Source organism: Thermogemmatispora carboxidivorans (assembly GCF_000702505.1).
GTDB lineage: Bacteria > Chloroflexota > Ktedonobacteria > Ktedonobacterales > Ktedonobacteraceae > Thermogemmatispora > Thermogemmatispora carboxidivorans.
In genome coordinates, this window is the sequence record NZ_JNIM01000001.1 from 5037919 (window position 1) to 5055619 (window position 17701).

The window sequence follows — 17701 nt, forward strand, 5'->3', positions numbered from 1 at the left end:
CCTCCTGCGGAGGGGAAGGGCGAATCTGGCGCCTCAGACGCCCGAGCGTTGCGCCCAGTTCACAGCCAGCAGCACCGCTCCTATCCATGTATGCAGGGTGAGAGGAAGGATGCGCTGGTAAAAGAAGGTCATATCATGGAGTTTCCACAAACCATCAAAAACATTGTGGTTTCTCGGGCCATTCATGCTCTGGAGCAGATGGGATATCTCTATCAGGATGCTTCAGCCGAGGGGGCAGGCCATTACGCTATTACCGGGCGCGGCAGCGCCGAGGAGGTGGTGTTGCTTGAGCCTCTTCGTGCGGCTCTGCAGCGTTTGAATCCCGAGGCCAGCGCGGAGCAGATTGCCCACCTCTGCGCTCTCCTGACACGCGATCGCAGTGCGCTGCATCCGCTGGCTGCGAATCGCGAAATCCATCATCTGCTGCGCGAGGGGGTAGCCCTGAGCGACGAGGGGCAGTCAACTGCCCTTGCTAAAGCCCAGCCAGGCCGGCGGCGCTCCAACGGCCTGGCCTCAGCTTCGGCGCTGAGTAGGGAGGGTGGTGAAGTGCCGACCCTGCGCCTCATCGATTGGCAACATCCTGCGGCAAACGACTGGCGCCTGATCTCGAACTATTGGGTGCAGGGGCGCTGTGGTCAGCACTGCCTTCCCCTGGTTGGCTTCGTCAACGGCCTTCCGCTTCTGCTGTTCGTCATCGGCGTCGAACCACTTGAGCAGCTCTATCAGAACTATCTCCATTGTTATCGCAGCGAATTGCCACAGCTGGTGTGGTATAATGCCCTGGCGCTCCTCTCCAATGGTCCTTTGAACCGGGTGGGCAGCATTGATAGCCTCTGGCCGCAGTTGACTCCCTGGAAGCGCGCCCAGGGCGAGGACGAGCCGGAAGATTGCTCGCTAGAGGCAGCACTCTACGCTACCTGTCACCCCAAGCGCCTGCTTGATCTTGTCGAGCACTTCACGCTTTTCTTGACGAAGCCACGACCCGGTAAGGTTGTCGCACGCAATCATCAGTATTTGGCGGTCAATGCGGCCTATGCCCGTCTGCGCGAGGCTGGGGCTTTGCGGGGCCGCCTGGGAGTGCTCTGGCAGGCGCATGGCAGCGGCAAGAGCTATACGCTGGCCTTTCTCCTGCAGAAGGTCTTGCGCCAGGGCCAGGGGTCGAGGCCGACGTGCCTGCTGGTGACAGGTCACGAGGATCTGTGGCGCCAGCTGGTACGCTCGCTGACGGACTGCGGTCTGCTGGCAAGAGAGGCAAGACCGGCCCTGGTGCCGGTGACGACTCCAGGCGAACTGCAGCGCGTGCTGGAGCAGCCAACCCCGGATCGCTCGCAGCCGGGTCGTTCCGCCCTTCTTCCTCTCTATGGCGCTCTGCCTTCGGCTTTTGAAAGCGCTGAGCCGCTTTCGCTGCGCACGGATCTGCTGGTGCTGGTCGACGAGCTGCAGACCTGCACGCTGGAGCAACTGCAGCGGATGCGCCAGGCGCTACCGGCGGCGGCTTTTCTTGGCCTGACGGCCACTCCCGGCAGCGAGGAGCAGGAGCCGGCCCTGCGCAGCCTCTTCGGCCCCTACCTCAGTTGCTATTCCTGCGCTCAGGCGCTTGCCGATGGCGCTATTTTGCCAGTTTACTACGAGGATCGGAGCGCCTTGCTGGGTGCGCAGACTCCACCTGGTTTCTCCGAGGCCATGCAGCAGCTCGCCGAGGCTGCCGGCCCTTGTAGCGAGTATCAGGAGGAGCTGGCTCAGCAGCTGCGCACCCCCTATGCGCTGCTGACTCATCCTGAGCGCCTCGACCTGGTGGCCCGCGATCTGGTCGAGCATTGGATGGCCCGGGGCTATCGCGCCAAAGCTCTGGTGCTCACGCTCGATAAAATCACCGCTGTGCGCCTCTATAACCGGGTGCGCTCTTTCTGGGAGCGCCTGCTGCGCCGGCTGCAGCGGGAGCGGGATGACACTTTCGACTGGCGCCGCCGTGCTCTGCTTGACGAGCACCTGGCCTACTACCGGGCGACGGAGATGGCCGTGCTCGTTTCTTCGTCGCCCGATGACTATCGCCGCTTCTCCGACTTCAATGATAGGCAGGGCCACGTCTACTGCGAGACGATCGAGATCCGTTCCCATCACGAACGCCTGCATCAGGAGGATCTGATCGCTCGCTTCCGCGAGGCGAATGATCCGCTCCGCCTGGTCTTTAGCTGCGATCCCTGGCTGGCAAGCCTGGCCGCGCCGGTACTGGCAACGCTCTATCTCGATCGTCCTTTGCAAGGTCCAATGCTGCTGGCCGCTCTGACTGCCGTGAATCGTGTGCACGATGAAGAGAAGATCTGTGGGCTGGTAGTCGACTATATCGGTCACTGGCCGACACTCTCTGCGCTGCAACAGCGCTACGTCCGGCTCGCTGAGCGGGCGCTCCCTCAGTCGCGGAGCGTCCGCCGCCGGACCAGCCGCGAACCTCTCGAACCTCTCGCTGCCGAGATGAGCGCTATTCTAGAGAAGCGTCAGCTGGTGGCGGAGCTAGAGAAGACGCTCGGGGAGACACTGGATTTTTGTGCTCGCCACGGCGTCGAGACCAGCGCGCTGCTGGCCGCCAGCGAGGAGCAGCGGCTCGAAGGGGCCGTCCGTCAGGCCGCTGATCGCCTGCTCAAGGGGAGCGAGCTGCGCCAGGCCCTCTTTGCTCAGGTGAGGCGCGTCGAGGCGCGCTATGCCGCTCTGCTACCCGACGAGGCGGCGCCTCGCTTCACAGGAGCGGTCAAGGCCCTGGGGTTGGTGGCCCGCCTTATGCGCCGCGCCCAGCGCTGCCGTAGCCTGGACGAGCTGCTCGATCGCCCACGCGCTCAGGCCGGGCTGCTGGCCGAGGAAAGCCTGAGCGCACGTTACGGGGACGGGAGCCAGCCGGGGCCTACAGAGAGCGGCCCGCCTTCGCTGACCAGCCTCAATCTGCAGCGTGTGAGCTTCTCGCGCCTGGCGACGCTGCTCAAAAAGAGCCGGACGCCGCTGCTGAAGGCCGAGCAACTGCGCAGCCTTCTGACCTGGAACCTGGAGCTTATGAGCAGCCATCAGCCACGCTGCGCTGAGGCCCTGGCACGCCTGCAAGAGCTGCAGCACAAGTACGAGAGCGGTCAGGCTCCCTGGGAGCAGTATCCTGCCGAGCTGCTGCTTTTCGTGCGCTCCTTGCTGGAGCCACCTACCAGCGGCAGGCAAGAGCCAGGCAAGGGAGAGGCCAGGCCACACCCACGGCAGCGCTCTGGCGGCACCCAGCCTAAAACCAGAGGCCCAGCGGAGGACGACGACCAGCGTCCCCCAGACCAGCGTGGCCCGGCCAATCCTTCAGCAGCGCACTGACGGCGGCCAGCCACGCCGGTCACCCAGTCGGACGGTCGGGGTTTTCCAGATACGTTCTTTCCCCTCCTCTCTCTGGTTGAGCCGCTCGCCGCGCCAGCCGGGCCCTGCTCTCGACCCTGGCAGGCGCGACGGGCGGCTTTCCCCCTTTCGCCTTGCTGTTCCTCCCTCGGCTGCGCTTAGTGGGTGTGCTCGCTTCCCTGGGCCGGTCCTTCTAGTAGCAGGAGACCATAGATGCGGCGCTCGACAGCTTCGATGACTTCTTTGAGGATGAGGCTGGCCTGGCGATCACCCGCTACTTCCGCTAGCCGCTCGTAGGTCTCGTAGGAAGGGGCTGCATCGCGCTCGCCGGCCCGCAGCGCCTGCGCATACTCGTGCGCTAGCTGCTCCTTCAGGCGCCCGATCTCCTGGCTCGCTTCTGGCTGCTCACGGTCACGCTGCCCATCACGCTTCTCTTCATGCCATTCTTCAAGGCCAGACATGGCGTTCTCCTTCCTGCTCTGACACTGGCCCGGCCTGGTTCAGCCTCTCAATCTGACCCTGCCCGGCTCAGCTTTGTTCACCCGCTATACAGCAAACGATGCTATGATTTTAATGCTAGTGTATAGCGATAGCGTTAATAGCTATCTCTATAGAGCTTACCTCTACAGTGTATAGCATGATGTCACTGCTGTCAAGTCTTGGAAGCTGCTACACTCCTTCTGAGGATATAGCTACAGAGCACTGGGATGATACGCCTACGATTACGAGAGATAGCTGAAGAAAAGAACATCAGTATGAGTAAGCTAGCGAAGCTAGCAGATGTCGATTATCGAACCGTTCGAAAAATCTTTCGCGACCCGCACGCTATTGTCGACTCAGATACCTTAGACAAGCTCTGCTGGGCTTTGGGGGTGACGCCAGCCGAGCTGATCTACTACGAGCCGACGGCGCCTTTGATCTGGCAGAAGCGCCTGGAGCAGCTTGCAGAGGAGCAGAAAGAGAAGGAAAAGAGACAAGTGGACCAGGAAGAGCGAGATTACGAAGAAGAGGAGCAGTAGAAGCGCGATCTGAGCTGACCCATGAGCAGCAGCGAGGAGTGTACAGATGGCGACGCCAGTGAAGCTCTTCTATGTCTACGCGCGGGAAGACCGTCCCTTTCTGGAGCGGCTAGAGCAGCACCTGGCTCTGTTGCAGCGTCAGGGTTTGCTGGCCACCTGGCACGATGGTGCCCTCTTGCCGGGCAGCGACTGGCGGCGGGTCATTCGCCAGCAACTGGAGCAGGCTCAGCTTATCCTACTGCTGGTTAGTCCTGCCTTTATGGCCTCTGACTATTGCTACGGCGTTGAGATGCAGCGCGCTTTAGAGCGTCAGCGGCGAGATCAGGCCCAGGTCGTACCAATTCTGCTGCGGCCCGTCGTCTGGGAAGGCGCCCCTTTCGCCCACCTGCAGGTTCTCCCTGCTAATGCCCGGCCCATCTCGACCTGGGCCAACCAGGACGCTGCCTTTGCCGAAGTTGTCGGGGGACTGCGGCGTGTCATCGCCTACCTCATGGAGCAGGAAGACCAGCGCGTGTATAATAGAGCACAACAGCACGCTCACAGAAAGGGGTCGTCGTCCGTGTCCACCAAGGTTCTGATCAGCACGCCCGCCGCACTCACACCCACCTTACTCAAGCGGGCCATCGAGCGCTACCGCAAGCAGCTCCGCTCGTACGAGGGCTTCGCCACTCATGAGCTGGCCCTGCGCACCGCCTTTCAGCGCCTGCTAGAGGAGACCGCCAGCGCTGTCAATCTCAAGCTCATCCCGGAGCAGACCCTACCCAATGGCCTGCGACCTGATGGCGTGCTTCGTGATGTCAACGAGTTCTTCATTCGTGGCCTCTGGGAGGCCAAGGCGCCTCACCTCGACCTCGAACGCGAAGTCCAGCGCAAAATCGAGGCCGGCTATCCCCTGCGCAATACCCTCTTCGAGAACAGCCGGCGGGCTATCCTCTACCAGGACGGTCAGCGCCTCCTCTTCAACCTGGACGACGACAGCGAGCTGCGCGATCTCCTGACCCGCTTTCTCACCTACAGCGAGCCGCAGATTGCCCGCTTCGAGGCCGCCGTTGAGGAGTTTCAAGACCGCATTCCCGAGCTGGCGGCCCGCCTCCTGGAGATTATCCAGCAGGAAGCCACCCACAACCGCGCCTTCATCGCGGCGCTCAACGACTTCACCACGCTTTGCCGCAGCAACCTCAACCCGCAGATCAGCCAGGCAGAAATCACCGAAATGCTCGTGCAGCACCTGCTCACCGAGCGCCTCTTCCGCACCGTCTTCGACAACCCCGATTTCGTCAGCCGCAACGTCATCGCCGCCCAGATCGAGCAGGTCATTCGCGCTCTGACCAGCCGCGCTTTCAACCGTCAGGAATTCCTCCGTTCGCTCGATCACTTCTATCTGGCCATCGAGGAGGCGGCGCGCAGCATCCGCGACTGGACCGAGCGCCAGCGCTTCCTCAACACGGTCTACGAGCGCTTTTTCCAGGGGTTCTCAGTCAGAAAGGCCGACACCTACGGCATCGTCTACACCCCGCAGGAGATCGTCGACTTCATGGTTGCCAGCGTCGACGAGGCCCTTCAGCGCGAGTTTGGCTGCTCGCTGGCCACGCCCGGCGTTAAGATCCTCGATCCCTGCACCGGCACCGGTAACTACGTGGTCAATATTCTGAAGCGCCTCCCCCGCAGCACCTTGCGCCAGAAATACACAGAAGATCTCTTCTGCAATGAAATCATGCTGCTGCCCTACTACATCGCTTCGCTCAACATCGAGCACGCCTACTACGAGCGCATGGGGGAATACGAGCCATTTCCGGGCATCTGCTTTGTCGATACGCTGGAGCTGGCCGAGCGCGTCCAAAGTAATGGCGGCACGCTGGTCACGCAGCCGCGGCTCTACTTCGTCGAGGAGAACACGCAGCGTGTCTTGCGCGAGAAAGAGGCCGATATCATGGTCATCATCGGCAACCCGCCCTACAACGTCGGCCAGAAGCGCGAGAACGAGAACAACCCAAATCGCCCCTACCAGCTCCTCGACCAGCGCATCCGCGAGACCTATGTCCGCGACTCCCAGGCCACCAATCGTAACATGCTCTACGATGCCTATGTGCGCTTCTTCCGCTGGGCCAGCGACCGCCTGCGGGGTCGCGACGGCATCGTCTGCTTCGTCTCTAACAATTCTTTTATCGATCAGTTTGCCTTCGACGGCATGCGCCATCACCTCCTCCAGGACTTCACCCACATCTACCATCTTGATCTGCATGGCAACGTCCGCCGCAATCCGCGCCTCTCGGGCACGACCCATAACGTCTTCGGCATCCAGGTTGGCGTTGGCATCACTCTGGCGATTCGGGCGGCCCATCAGCAGGAGCGCCGCCTCGCCTACTACCGCGTCCCCGAGGACTGGCGCAAGGAGGAGAAGCTAAACTTTCTGCGCGAGAAGCGCAGCATGGGGCAGATCCCCTGGCAGCGGCTAGAACCACCCACACCACGGCACTGGCTGGAACGGGCGCCAGCCCCTGAGTGGAGGAGCTTCTTGCCGCTGGGCACTAGGGAGAGTAAGCGTGGTTATAGCTCTGACCCTGTCCTCTTCCTCTCCTATTCAAGCGGAGTGAAGACCAACCGTGACGTTTGGGTCTACGATTTCCAGTGCGAGGCTCTGGAGCAGAAGGTGAAGCGCCTCATCGAGACCTACAATAGCGAGCTGGCACGCTGGCAGCGGCGCCCAGATGACTCCGTCGCCCTTGATCAGTTCCTGGTCAGCGATGAACGCTTGATCAAGTGGAGCAGCGACCTGAAAGTGGCACTCCAGCGCGGCAAGACAGCCGCTTTCGAGCCAAGCCACATCCGCCTCAGCCTCTACCGCCCCTTTACCAAGATGTACCTCTACTTTGACTCTATGCTAAATAACAGCACCCACTTGCTGCCCTCCTACTTCCCCACCCCAGCCAGCGAAGAGGAGAACCGCCTCATCTGCGTCCCCGGCCCGGGCAACCGCAAGCCCTTCGGCTGCCTGGCCAGCAGGCACATCGTCGATCTTGATCTGGCCTTCGAAAAGATCCAGTGCTTCCCCTTCTATGTCTACGCTGACGACGGCAGCCGGCAGGAGAACATCACCGATGGCGCCCTGGCCCTCTTCCAGCGCCACTACGGTCCCCAGGTCAGCCAATGGGACCTCTTCCACTACGTCTACGCCATCCTGCACCATCCCGCCTACCGCGAGCGCTACGCCGAGCAGCTCAAGCACGAGCTGCCACGCATTCCCTTGCTCAAGCGCAACGAAGCTTTCTGGGCCGCCGTCAGCCTGGGTCGGCAGCTTCTCGACCTGCACATCCACTACGAGCGGGTTGATCCCTATCCGCTGCGCGAGATCGAAGACGAGCGCTTCAGCTACCGCGCCAACCGCCGCATCGAGCGCCTGCGCCTCAGCCCCGACCGGCGCACCATCCAGGTCAGTCCCGGCCTCATCCTGGCCGACCTCCCAGAGGACTGTTTCCGCTACGTGCTGGGCGGTCGCTCAGCGCTGGAGTGGGTTCTGGAACAGTACCAGCTCCGCCGTGACCCCCATAGCGGCATCGTCCTTGATCCCAACCGGCCCGACGACCCTGACTACATTGTGCGCCTCCTCAAGCAGGTTGTGGCCGTCAGCCTGCAAACCCTGACCCTGGCGGAAGAACTCGAACAGGCAGTCACCCCGGAGGACTGGCAGGCCGCCTTTCCATCAGCCTGAAGCCAGAGCGGCGAAGCCCGCTCACCAATCTGCGGCTGGCGACGATCAGGCAGATGGCTTCTCGCCGATCGTCAGATAAACCTCCCAGCGCCGACTGCGCACCCGCTCTGCGCGACGACGCAGTCCATAGCGCTCCAGCGGAATGCGCCGCCCGAAAGGCGTCGCCGGCAGCTCCTCCGTCGTCAGCCCGGTCGCCTCATCGCGCTCCACTCGCACCACACGATGGCGCTCTTCTAGAGAAGAAGAGCGCGGATAGAAGCCATAGACCAGCAGATGGACCAGCAACAGCACAGGCTGCAACAGGCCGACCGGGAGCAGATTGGCCCCCTCCACCACTACCAGACGCCCACCCGGACGCAGCACGCGCGCCACCTCAGCGATGGTATCGGGATCAAAAATATAATCAGAGGGGAAAGTACTGACCACCGTATCAAAGGAGGCATCAGCAAAGGGGAGATGCTGGGCCTCGCCGAGCAGCACCTGACCTGGCTGACCAACCCGGCGCCGCTGCAAGGTTGCGCGCGCCGCCGCCACCATCTCCGGCGAGCGTTCAACCGCCATGCAGCGATAGCCCTGCTCACAGAGATCGGCCAGCAGATCGCCCAGACCACAGCCCAGCTCCAGCACGTCATGCCCCACCACGCGCGGCAAGACCAGCCGCTGCCAGACGCGCCACTGTCCCGCAAAAGGCACCGTGCTGGCAAAACGATAGAGATAGCGATTGCGATAGAGCGTCTCAAAAAGCACCTGCCGCAGACGCTCTCTCACACTCACAGCTCACCCGCCTTTGGAAAAATCTCCAGCAGATCGCTCAAACGCTCGATCATCAGATCGGGCTTATACTCCTCCACGTCGCTCGCCAGCAAAGCCAACGGATCGCTCCCTGGCCCCTGCACCGTCGAGAGCACATAATCATCATCGGTCACATGCAGTCCCGGGGGCAGATCCGGCGGGAGATCGCTGGCCGCGCTCACCACCGTGGGAGGAGAGAAGGACTCTGGATGCCCGAAAGTAGCGCTGGCACTGGCCGCCCCAGGCGCCACCAGCCGGGCCTGCAGCGCCTCACGTACGCGCGGCTTCGGCTTCCAGATCGCCAGCAGACCGAGGCGCTTGGCCCCGACGATATCGGAGCGCAGCGAATCGCCGACCATCGCCGCCTCAGAGGGAGAGACATTGAGCGCCCGGAGCGTATGCAGAAAAATCGCGGGGTCGGGCTTGCGCACCCCCAGATCGGCGGAAATAGCGATCGTCGCGGGCGGGAAGTACTCAAAGAGGCCAAAGGCCCGCAAATCCTCTTGAAAAGGAGGACCTCCCCAGAGGCGATTGGTCACCACACCAAGCAGGAAGCCACGCCGGCGCAACTCTGCCAGCGTCGAGAGCGCATCATCGTAGAGCAAGCGCGAATCGATAATGCGCACGCGCAACGCCTCAAAGAGGGCCGCCCCAAGCTGGCGATCGATCTGGCCCCAGCCCAGTTGAGCCAGCGTCTCCATCGCTATCTCGGCCCCATCTGGCTCATGGCTGGGATCACGTCGAATGCGCGCCCGCGTCTGCGCATCAAAGGCGACGCGCAACGACCGGCCCAGCGCCAAATCATCTTGATCTGGGAGGCTGCACGACTCCAGATGCGTCCGTAGGAGGGCGATCGCCTGGCAATTAGCCGCGAACTCCAGGCGACGCCAGGTCTCTTGATCCTTCCGGTACCAGAGCGTATCGCCAAGATCAAAGAGCACGCAGCGAATGATGCGTCCCTTCACAAGCAATAACCTCAAGTCGCTCTTCCCTTGAGCGGGGGCAGGGGCCGCCCCGCCTCTCTCCTTCCCGCCGTCGTAGCCATCCTCGCAGGCTCGCCCGAGCGCTCTCTTGTCATAGCGCCCAGGAGACTCTTCACCCGCCACCGCGAAGTGTTTGCTAGCTAACACTTCGCAGAGCAAGCAAGAGAGCTAGATAGCATCCAACGGCAGGAACGATGAACGGACAGGGGCAAAAAAGGACGGCCCGCCCTTGGCGGCTCCCCGCCTCAGCTAGCGCTCGCTCTCCTCAGCTTTGGAGAGGACATCATCGGCGAGACCGTACTCTACCGCCTGCTGCGCAGAGAGGTAGTAGTTGCGGTCAGAGTCCTGCATGATGCGCTCCACCGTCTGGCCGGTGTGACGCGAGAGGATCTCATAAATGATGCGGCGCAGGCGCAGGATCTCGCGAGCCGTGATTTCGATATCGGCAGCCTGGCCTTCAGCACCACCCAGCGGCTGATGGATCAGCACCGTCGAATTGGGCAGGCAGAAGCGCTTACCCTTGGTCCCAGCGGCCAGCAAGACCGCCCCCATGCTCATGGCCATGCCCACACAGACCGTCGAGACATCTGGCTTGACCCACTGCATGGTGTCGTAAATCGCCAGACCCGCATAGATGCTGCCACCTGGAGAGTTGATATAAAGGTAGATGTCCTTGGTCGCATCCTCGCTCTGCAGGTAGAGCAGCTGAGCCACCGTGACATTGGCTACCTGATCGTTAATGGGTGTCCCGACAAAAATGATGCGCTCCTTCAGCAGGCGCGAATAGATGTCCCACATGCGTTCGCCGCGCGGAGTCGACTCCACAACACCGGGGATGACGCCTCGCGGCTCTAGAAATTCCCTGGACTCCTTAATCCACTTGGGGTCCCGGGGGTTGAATACCGCTCCCATGTTCGCTCCTTATGATCTCAGTCAGTTCTTGTTCCTGAATATATCTTGAGAAGAAGCGGCTCTTATATCCGAGCTCTGCACTTCCTACTCTATCTGCTTATGACTGACTTGCCAGGCCAATCGCTCAAGCGTGATGCCTCCCTCCAAACCAGCTCAGATCTGGCACCGCCCGCGCAGACTGCTCGGGCACCGGCCCGGCTCCCTGTGGACATAGCCCGGTTCCTACCATCCGCTGACCAGGCCAGCCACAGCAAAGCCGCGCTCTCTGTCTGTCCATGCCATCTGTTGTCTCTATCATATCCTATCTGCCTGCGAACCGCAAGCAGCGAGGTCGCCGCTCCAGCCCCGGCCCCTGGTGCCCTTCCAGCCTTCTCGGCTGACGCTCAGTCAGTTAAGCAATCAACTGATCATGTCAGGCGCCAGAGCGTTTCGGCATACCAGGCTTCACCGAAGCGCCAGCCTCCGTAGAACAAGAGGGCCGGCTCGCCCGTGGCCGAGATCTGTCCGTGGTGAGTAAAGAGGAAGGAGCGCAGGCTCTCGGCGCGCGCCGGCAGCGAGAGGAGACGCTCTATCTCCCGATCCTCCGGCTGGCGCTGCCTGACCTCCTCCAGTGGAAGACGCAGGCAGGTAAGAAAGCAAAGTTCAGGATGGGGCATCATCAGATCGTAGACCAGGCCCAGGCAGAGCTGGCGGACAATGTCTTCACTTCGCAGGCCGGTCTCCTCGCGAATCTCACGCTGGATAGCCCCAAAGAGGTCGGGCTGCCCCACGTTATCGCGATCGCGCTCGCTCTCAGAAAAGCCACCAATGACATGATAGCGCCCCTCGTAGACATCCACGCCCCGCCGCCGCTCGATCAAAAGCTGCCCGTCGGCGGTCTCGATCACAGAGCAGACGGCCAGAGGGTTGCTCAGCTCGCGCCGCCCACGACCCTGGGCAAAGCGCGCGTCTCGGCTCGCCACATACTCTTTATAGCTGGTGACTCCTAGCTCCAGCCAGAGACATCCGTCAAGGCGCACCTCCCAGTTAGCCAGTCGATAGAGGGTCCCATTGTAGAGAGCCGCCCCGCGTTGCTGCATCTCCTGCATCTTCTGACGCCAGCATGCCTCAATGCAGTCCTCATCATCGTGCTGAGTGCGCGGCATGCGCAGGCGCTCGTCGAAGCTGACGACGAGCCGCCCGGCATCGAAGCAGCCGCGCACCAGGATTTCAAACTCGCGCATGGCTCGCCCTGCACTTCTACACTGAAGAGATGTCGTTACGAGTAGAACCAGACAATCATTCTGACGCCATCATCGCCATAGTTGGACGCCAATGCCTCCATGACCGAGAAAGTCGCTTTCCAACTAGCACGCGCATCTTTGCGTCGCAGGCGCACAGAGCGATACACTTTTCCTCCGATTTCCCACTCCTGCCCTTCTGGCCAGGTGCAGGCGCCGAAGATCCCCTCGATCAACGAGTGACCGACTACTTCGGCAAAATCCCGATCCCAGGCGGATTTACCTTCATAAACGAGGCTACCATCTTCAGCGCGGCGGTAGCAGTGAATGCGGGCATCTGGCAATTCTGCCGGCTCTTCCCAATCAATGGCCTTGATCTCGGCCCAGGTAATCCAGCTTGCCCCAAAGATCTCATCGCCCCAGCGCTCATAGGCTGCCCGCACCTCAGGTGAGACATCCGTGGGCAGGCCGCGCCCCTCAGCGACCGGGCGAAAGTTGGCATAATTCTTGACCCCGAAGAGGCAGCCAAAGGCATCGTAGTTACGGTCATGAAAGAGAAAGCCCAGCCTGATGGCTGGTTCCCAGGGGGTAGTCTCGCTTTCCAGGATAAAGAACTGGCGGCACTCGATCCAACCGGTGATATCGACACCCATTGCGATCTGCTCCTTGCGTCAATGCATCTCCTTTTTTGCCCTGACAGGATGCTGCCCCCAGCTGGCTCGCCTGGGCAAGATGGTGGCAGCGGTCTGCCTGGCAGGTCAAAGCGACTTACTCCCATTCGATAGTTGCAGGTGGCTTCGAGGTGATGTCATAGACGACGCGGTTAACGCCAGGTACCTCGTTGACGATGCGATTGGCGACGCGGGCCAGCAGATCGTAGGGGAGGCGGGCCCAGTCCGCAGTCATAAAGTCCTCGGTAGTCACGGCGCGCAGCGCCACGACCTGAGCGTAGGTGCGGCCATCGCCCATCACTCCTACGCTGCGTACGGGAGTGAGCACGGCGAAAGCCTGACTGACCTGACGATAGAGGCCGGCGCGGCGGAGTTCCTCGATGAGGATGGCATCGGCAGCCCGCAGGGTCTCCAGACGCTGCTCGTCGACAGCGCCGATGACGCGAATGGCCAGACCTGGCCCGGGGAAGGGATGCCGCCAGACCCACTCTTCAGGCAGCCCCAGAGTCAGGCCAATCTCGCGGACCTCATCTTTAAAGAGCCAGCGCAGCGGCTCCACAAGCTGCAACGTCATCTCTTCTGGCAGGCCACCGACATTATGATGGGTCTTAATGCGCGTGGCGGTGCTGGCGGTATCGCGCCCTGCGCTCTCGATGACATCAGGGTAGAGCGTCCCTTGAACCAGGAAGCTGATCAGCCCCTGTTCTTGCGCCAGGCGCAGGGCCTCCTCTTCGAAGACACGGATAAACTCCTCGCCGATGATCTTACGCTTCTGCTCAGGGTCAGTGATCCCCTCCAGGCGAGCCAGAAAGCGTCGGCGCGCGTCAACGGCGATCAGGGGAATGTGCAGATGGCGGCTGAAGGTCTCTACAACCTGCTCAGGCTCGCCAGCCCGCATGCAGCCAGTGTCGACAAAGATACAGGTGAGGCGCTCGCCAATGGCACGATGGACCAGCAGGGCCGCGACTGCGGAGTCGACGCCACCGGAGAGGGCACAGATGGCACGCGCCTCTCCCACTCGGCTGCGAATCTGGGCCACAGTCTCGTCAATGACCGAGCCGGGCGTCCAGTCCGCGCGACAATCACAGACGCGGAAGAGAAAATTGCGCAGGATTTCCCGCCCCTGGGGGGTGTGCGTGACCTCGGGGTGAAACTGCAGACCAATCAGACCGCCTGGCCCGGCAATCGCTGCGCAGGGATTGCTCTCGCTGCGCGCCAGCACCGTAAAGCCGGGCGGCAACTGGTCGACGCTATCGCCGTGGCTCATCCACACTCTCAAGCTGCGGTCACTTGCTGGGGCCTCCGCCCCTGGAAGATCGGCAAAGATCTCAGCAGCACGGCCCTGCTCACCAGCGACGGGCTGCAGTTCAATAGTCGCTGGCCCATACTCGCGCCGGCCCCGAGCCGGGGCGACGTGACCGCCAAGCTGATGCGCCAGCAGCTGCATGCCATAGCAAATGCCCAGCACCGGCAGGCCGCTCTGGAGAATGGCCGGATCGCAGCGCGGAGCCTGGGCATCATAGACGCTGGCCGGCCCTCCTGAGAGGACAAACCCTTTGATATCAAGATGAGCTTTCTCACGCTGCAACTGCTCCAGCGTGGTCTCAGCCGGCACCAGCTCGCTGTAGACCTGATGCTCGCGAATGCGCCGCGCAATGAGGCGGCTATACTGTGAGCCGAAATCGAGAACAATGATGGCCTGACGACGCGCGTAGTTTGTCACGAGGCTACCTTCCTCCCCTTTCATGGCCTGGATCAATGAGACTCTCCCCGCTTTACGAAGTAATACGTGTCTCTATTGTAACCCTTCACAGGCCCTTCCCGCTATCCCTCGCTCCCACCAATCTTCGCCTGGTCGCTTGCCCATCACTCTGCTTTGGTGAGCCGAAGCGAAGAGGAGTTCCGCAGGGGAGGACGCACCGAGGAGGTGCAGCGGTCAGGCCGCCGTGAGTCGGGGAGGGCAATCGGCCAGTCTGGCAGAGAGAGCAGGAAGGACCGGGAGGTCTGTTCGCCAGGAAGACGCAGCGTTCCCGGTCCCGGTCCTTCATTGAGGGCGACGACGGCTCCCTATCTTCTGTTTGCTTGCAGGCCCGACTTGTCGAAGCAGCTGAGTCAGAGAGGGGCCTGCCAGGACCGAGGTTCAGGAGCGCGGCGCCGGCCCGCCTGAGACATAGATGATCTGCCCATTGACAAAGCCAGCCTCTTCTGAGGCCAGGAAGCAAATGACGTTAGCTACGTCCCGCGGCTGCCCCACGCGCCGCACGGGGATGCGCTTGGAGGCCTCCGCAATGACCTCCTCGGGATCAAGCCCCTGCCGGCGGGCCGAAGAACGGGTCATCTCGGTATCAATAAAGCCGGGGGCCACGGCGTTGGTCGTGATCCCAAAAGGGCCTAACTCGATGGCCAGAGTGCGCGTGAAGCCCTGCAAGCCCGCTTTGGCTGTCGAGTAGTTGGCCTGTCCCCGGTTGCCCAGGGCCGAAGTCGAAGAGAGAGAAATAATGCGACCGTAGCGCTGCTGCACCATGTGCTTTTGCGCGGCACGGCTGCACAGAAAAGCGCCTTTCAGATGCACGCCCATGACGGCATCCCAGTCCTCTTCACTCATCTTGAAGAGGAGGTTATCGCGAATGATCCCCGCGTTGTTCACAAGGATATCGAGCCGCCCAAACTGGCTGACTGTTTTCTCCACCGCCTCCTCAACCAGAGCGTTCTTGGAGACGTCGCAAGGCAACACAAGACACTGCGCCCCCAGACGCTCCAGCTCCTGTGCGACCTGCTGGCAGCCCTCCACGTCGATGTCGACCAGGGCGACACGCGCGCCCTCCTCGGCCATGCGCAGCACTGTCGCCGCGCCAATCCCGCGCCCGGCTCCGGTCACAAAGGCTACTCGTCCATCAAGTCGTCCCATAGTATGCTCCTTTTCGCAATGTGGTGAAGGCGACGTTGGTACAGGTTACATTAAGTATAGTATATCTTTAGCAATCACCAGCGCAAAGGGGCCGCTCGCTCTCTTCGCCGGTTTTGCGCTGGCACCTGCACGTCCCCCTGTCCCAACCAACGCGCCAGACCCAGGGAGCGAGGCAGCCAGAGAAGACAGCAAAGACCAGGGCCCGCTAGCGCCCAACCTGCTCGTGTCCCTGGGAACGCCTGGTCGGCGTGCGCTGGGCCTCCAGGCAGGTCACCCCCTTCGGCCCGACAAAGGCGCTGTGGCGCGTGCCCGCCGGTAGAATCATGCAATCCCCTGGCCCCAGGTCAATGATACCCTCCGGCCCAGGCGTGTCAGGCAGCACAAAGCGAATGGAGCCACGCACACAGTAGAGCACCTTGTCGTAGCTGTGACTGTGCACGGCATAGGTATCCCCCGGAGCGTTGGACCAGCTGTACGGGACAAGTCCTTGCTCCTGCATCCGCTGTCGCAATTCTTCCTCATCAGGAAGATGTGATCCTTTCCAACGAATTACTTGCATAGCTTCTCCTTCATGTTCTGATGCTAAGCTGGCGCCATTATCCCGGCCAATCGTATTTTCAGCAGTATAGGATGCATTTGTAAATAGCCGATGATGGCCTGCTAAAAGCTCTGTTAACAGAGACGAGTCAGCCAGATGAGCCAGAGACAAAAGGACCGGGGTTCGCTCCCCGGTGTGGGAGTGAGCCCCGGTCTTCACCTTTCTACGATATGAAGAGAAGCTGAAAGTAGCCAGTTCGCTGGCCAGCCAGCAAGCAGGCTGAGCAGGGAGAATCAGGCTAGGGCTGACGCTCCTCCTTGGCCTCTTTGGCCTTGTCGCCGGCGTGTTGGGCGGCCTCTTTCACCTGCTCGGCAGCCTCGTGCAGCTTCTCGCCGACTTTGCCGAGCAGCCCCTGGGCCTTGCCCTCCACCTTGTCGGCCTTACCTTCGGCCTGTAGCTGCTCATTGCCAGTCAGGTTCCCCAGCGACTCTTTCAGGCCACCCTGAGCCTCTTTGGCCTTGCCTTCGAGTTCATCTTTATTCATCGTAGTGTTTCCTTCCTTTCTTAGTCATCTATCACCTGATCTCTCCTTGGGCGCAAGTACGCCAGCCAAACAGACCAGCATACCCCTGGCAATCGCCGCCTGGCCTATGAGGATCACAGAGAGGATCGACCCTTTCAGCGGTCACGATAGTGCGGGTGGCGAGCAGAGGCTACCCACGTGCCAGCGAGGCAGACCAGTGCTCCCCCCAGACCCCACAAGAGGCACCAGAGCACCTCTAAGACAGCGGTGCCGGCATCCAGTGTGGCGGTACCAGTCAGATTGCCCGGATAGGCGGGAATAAAGCTGGTCGGCCAGAGAAGCAGCGAGTAGACAATGCCACCTACGCCCCCCGCCAGGAAGCCCAGACGCCGACGCACAGCGATCCGCCCAAGAATGAGACCACCGATGAAAGCTACAATGAGCGCCACCAGCCAGGTAATCCCGTAGATGGCGGCTAGCAGCAACGCTACTCGCACGGTGAGCGCATCGCGCATAACCTGGCGATGAGCCTCATTGAAGAGGCCAGCGTTCACCAAGACGAGAACAATGGTGACCAGAGCTACGAGTACGCCCATAAGCAGGCCGCTGATCAGCGCGTAGCGCGTCCCCCGCTCGGGCAAGCGCCCCGGTTCCCGCGCCGAACCGGCCTCCTCTTTCCTCACACTGGCCCCCGGCGTCGATTGTACCGGCTCTACGCGCACGGTCTCCGGCTCAGCAATCGGGACCTCCGCACCTAAGCCCCCGACCTGCTCCGCCGGTCTGCCTGCTCCTTTCGCTGCTGTATGGAGCTGATGAACATCTTCCATAATGTGCTCACTTTCTCTGACCCTTTAGCGACCGGAGTAGCTCGTTGCTGTCCTGTAAATTTATAACCGACCCGCATCCCTTTCCCCTCTGGACGCAGCTGCGCCCTTTGGGAATACTTGTGCAAAGGTTCGGTCCGTGTAGAAACACGTGAGATCAGACGCTCGGGTTTCAATCGTTAACCCCAACAGCCGCCGACGCCGGCTCCCGCAGGTCTGCCCCGCTATACGGCGTGGGGACTGGC

14 protein-coding genes are annotated in these 17701 nt (G+C 61.6%); 3 read left to right on the forward strand and 11 right to left on the reverse strand.

Going from position 1 to position 17701, the window contains the following annotated elements:
• Window positions 1-135: 135 nt before the first annotated feature.
• On the forward strand, window positions 136-3339 hold the full coding sequence (locus tag N688_RS19865) for a type I restriction endonuclease (protein ID WP_052890906.1): 3204 nt from the start codon (window positions 136-138) through the stop codon (window positions 3337-3339).
• 176 nt (window positions 3340-3515) lie between these two features.
• Here the strand turns inward: N688_RS19865 and N688_RS19870 are convergent, their stop codons facing one another.
• Window positions 3516-3818 carry a hypothetical protein gene (locus N688_RS19870; protein ID WP_052890907.1) on the reverse strand — a complete coding sequence of 101 codons (303 nt, stop codon included), beginning with the start codon at window positions 3816-3818 and terminating at the stop codon, window positions 3516-3518.
• A 246-nt stretch (window positions 3819-4064) separates the two neighbouring features.
• On the opposite strand from N688_RS19870, the gene N688_RS19875 reads away from it, so the two are divergent.
• Both N688_RS19875 and N688_RS19880 read left to right on the forward strand, forming a co-directional pair.
• Complete coding sequence (locus N688_RS19875; RefSeq protein WP_081839048.1) at window positions 4065-4376, forward strand: helix-turn-helix domain-containing protein; 312 nt, start codon at window positions 4065-4067, stop codon at window positions 4374-4376.
• A 46-nt stretch (window positions 4377-4422) separates the two neighbouring features.
• Window positions 4423-8085, forward strand: coding sequence for a type ISP restriction/modification enzyme (locus N688_RS19880; protein ID WP_052890909.1), 3663 nt, complete (start codon window positions 4423-4425; stop codon window positions 8083-8085).
• Window positions 8086-8130: 45 nt separating this feature from the next.
• On the opposite strand, the gene N688_RS19885 is transcribed toward N688_RS19880, so the two are convergent.
• From N688_RS19885 to N688_RS19930, 10 genes are all read right to left on the reverse strand, one after another.
• Complete coding sequence (locus N688_RS19885) at window positions 8131-8859, reverse strand: class I SAM-dependent methyltransferase (RefSeq protein ID WP_052890910.1); 729 nt, start codon at window positions 8857-8859, stop codon at window positions 8131-8133.
• The gene (locus tag N688_RS19890) at window positions 8856-9857 is read right to left on the reverse strand and encodes an HAD family hydrolase (RefSeq protein ID WP_162179594.1); all 1002 of its coding nucleotides are present in this window, start codon (window positions 9855-9857) and stop codon (window positions 8856-8858) included. The genes N688_RS19885 and N688_RS19890 overlap by 4 nt, the downstream gene beginning before the upstream one ends.
• Before the next feature lie 252 nt (window positions 9858-10109).
• Window positions 10110-10772, reverse strand: a complete 663-nt coding sequence (clpP, locus tag N688_RS19895; RefSeq protein WP_081839050.1) for an ATP-dependent Clp endopeptidase proteolytic subunit ClpP — start codon at window positions 10770-10772, stop codon at window positions 10110-10112.
• 407 nt (window positions 10773-11179) lie between these two features.
• Entirely contained in the window at window positions 11180-11995 is an 816-nt protein-coding gene (locus tag N688_RS19900; protein ID WP_052890912.1) for an NUDIX hydrolase, read from the reverse strand.
• Between the two features lie 35 nt (window positions 11996-12030).
• Window positions 12031-12645 carry a hypothetical protein gene (locus tag N688_RS19905; protein ID WP_052890913.1) on the reverse strand — a complete coding sequence of 205 codons (615 nt, stop codon included), beginning with the start codon at window positions 12643-12645 and terminating at the stop codon, window positions 12031-12033.
• Window positions 12646-12760: 115 nt separating this feature from the next.
• Complete coding sequence (guaA, locus tag N688_RS19910) at window positions 12761-14386, reverse strand: glutamine-hydrolyzing GMP synthase (RefSeq protein WP_238321096.1); 1626 nt, start codon at window positions 14384-14386, stop codon at window positions 12761-12763.
• Between the two features lie 417 nt (window positions 14387-14803).
• Window positions 14804-15571 carry an SDR family NAD(P)-dependent oxidoreductase gene (locus N688_RS19915; RefSeq protein ID WP_052890914.1) on the reverse strand — a complete coding sequence of 256 codons (768 nt, stop codon included), beginning with the start codon at window positions 15569-15571 and terminating at the stop codon, window positions 14804-14806.
• Window positions 15572-15776: 205 nt separating this feature from the next.
• On the reverse strand, window positions 15777-16130 hold the full coding sequence (locus tag N688_RS19920) for a cupin domain-containing protein (RefSeq protein WP_052890915.1): 354 nt from the start codon (window positions 16128-16130) through the stop codon (window positions 15777-15779).
• A gap of 277 nt (window positions 16131-16407) precedes the next feature.
• A complete protein-coding gene (locus N688_RS22510; protein WP_081839051.1) occupies window positions 16408-16653 on the reverse strand; it encodes a CsbD family protein in 246 nt (81 codons plus the stop codon).
• Between the two features lie 134 nt (window positions 16654-16787).
• Entirely contained in the window at window positions 16788-17459 is a 672-nt protein-coding gene (locus N688_RS19930) for a YrzE family protein (RefSeq protein WP_052890916.1), read from the reverse strand.
• Window positions 17460-17701 lie beyond the last annotated feature (242 nt).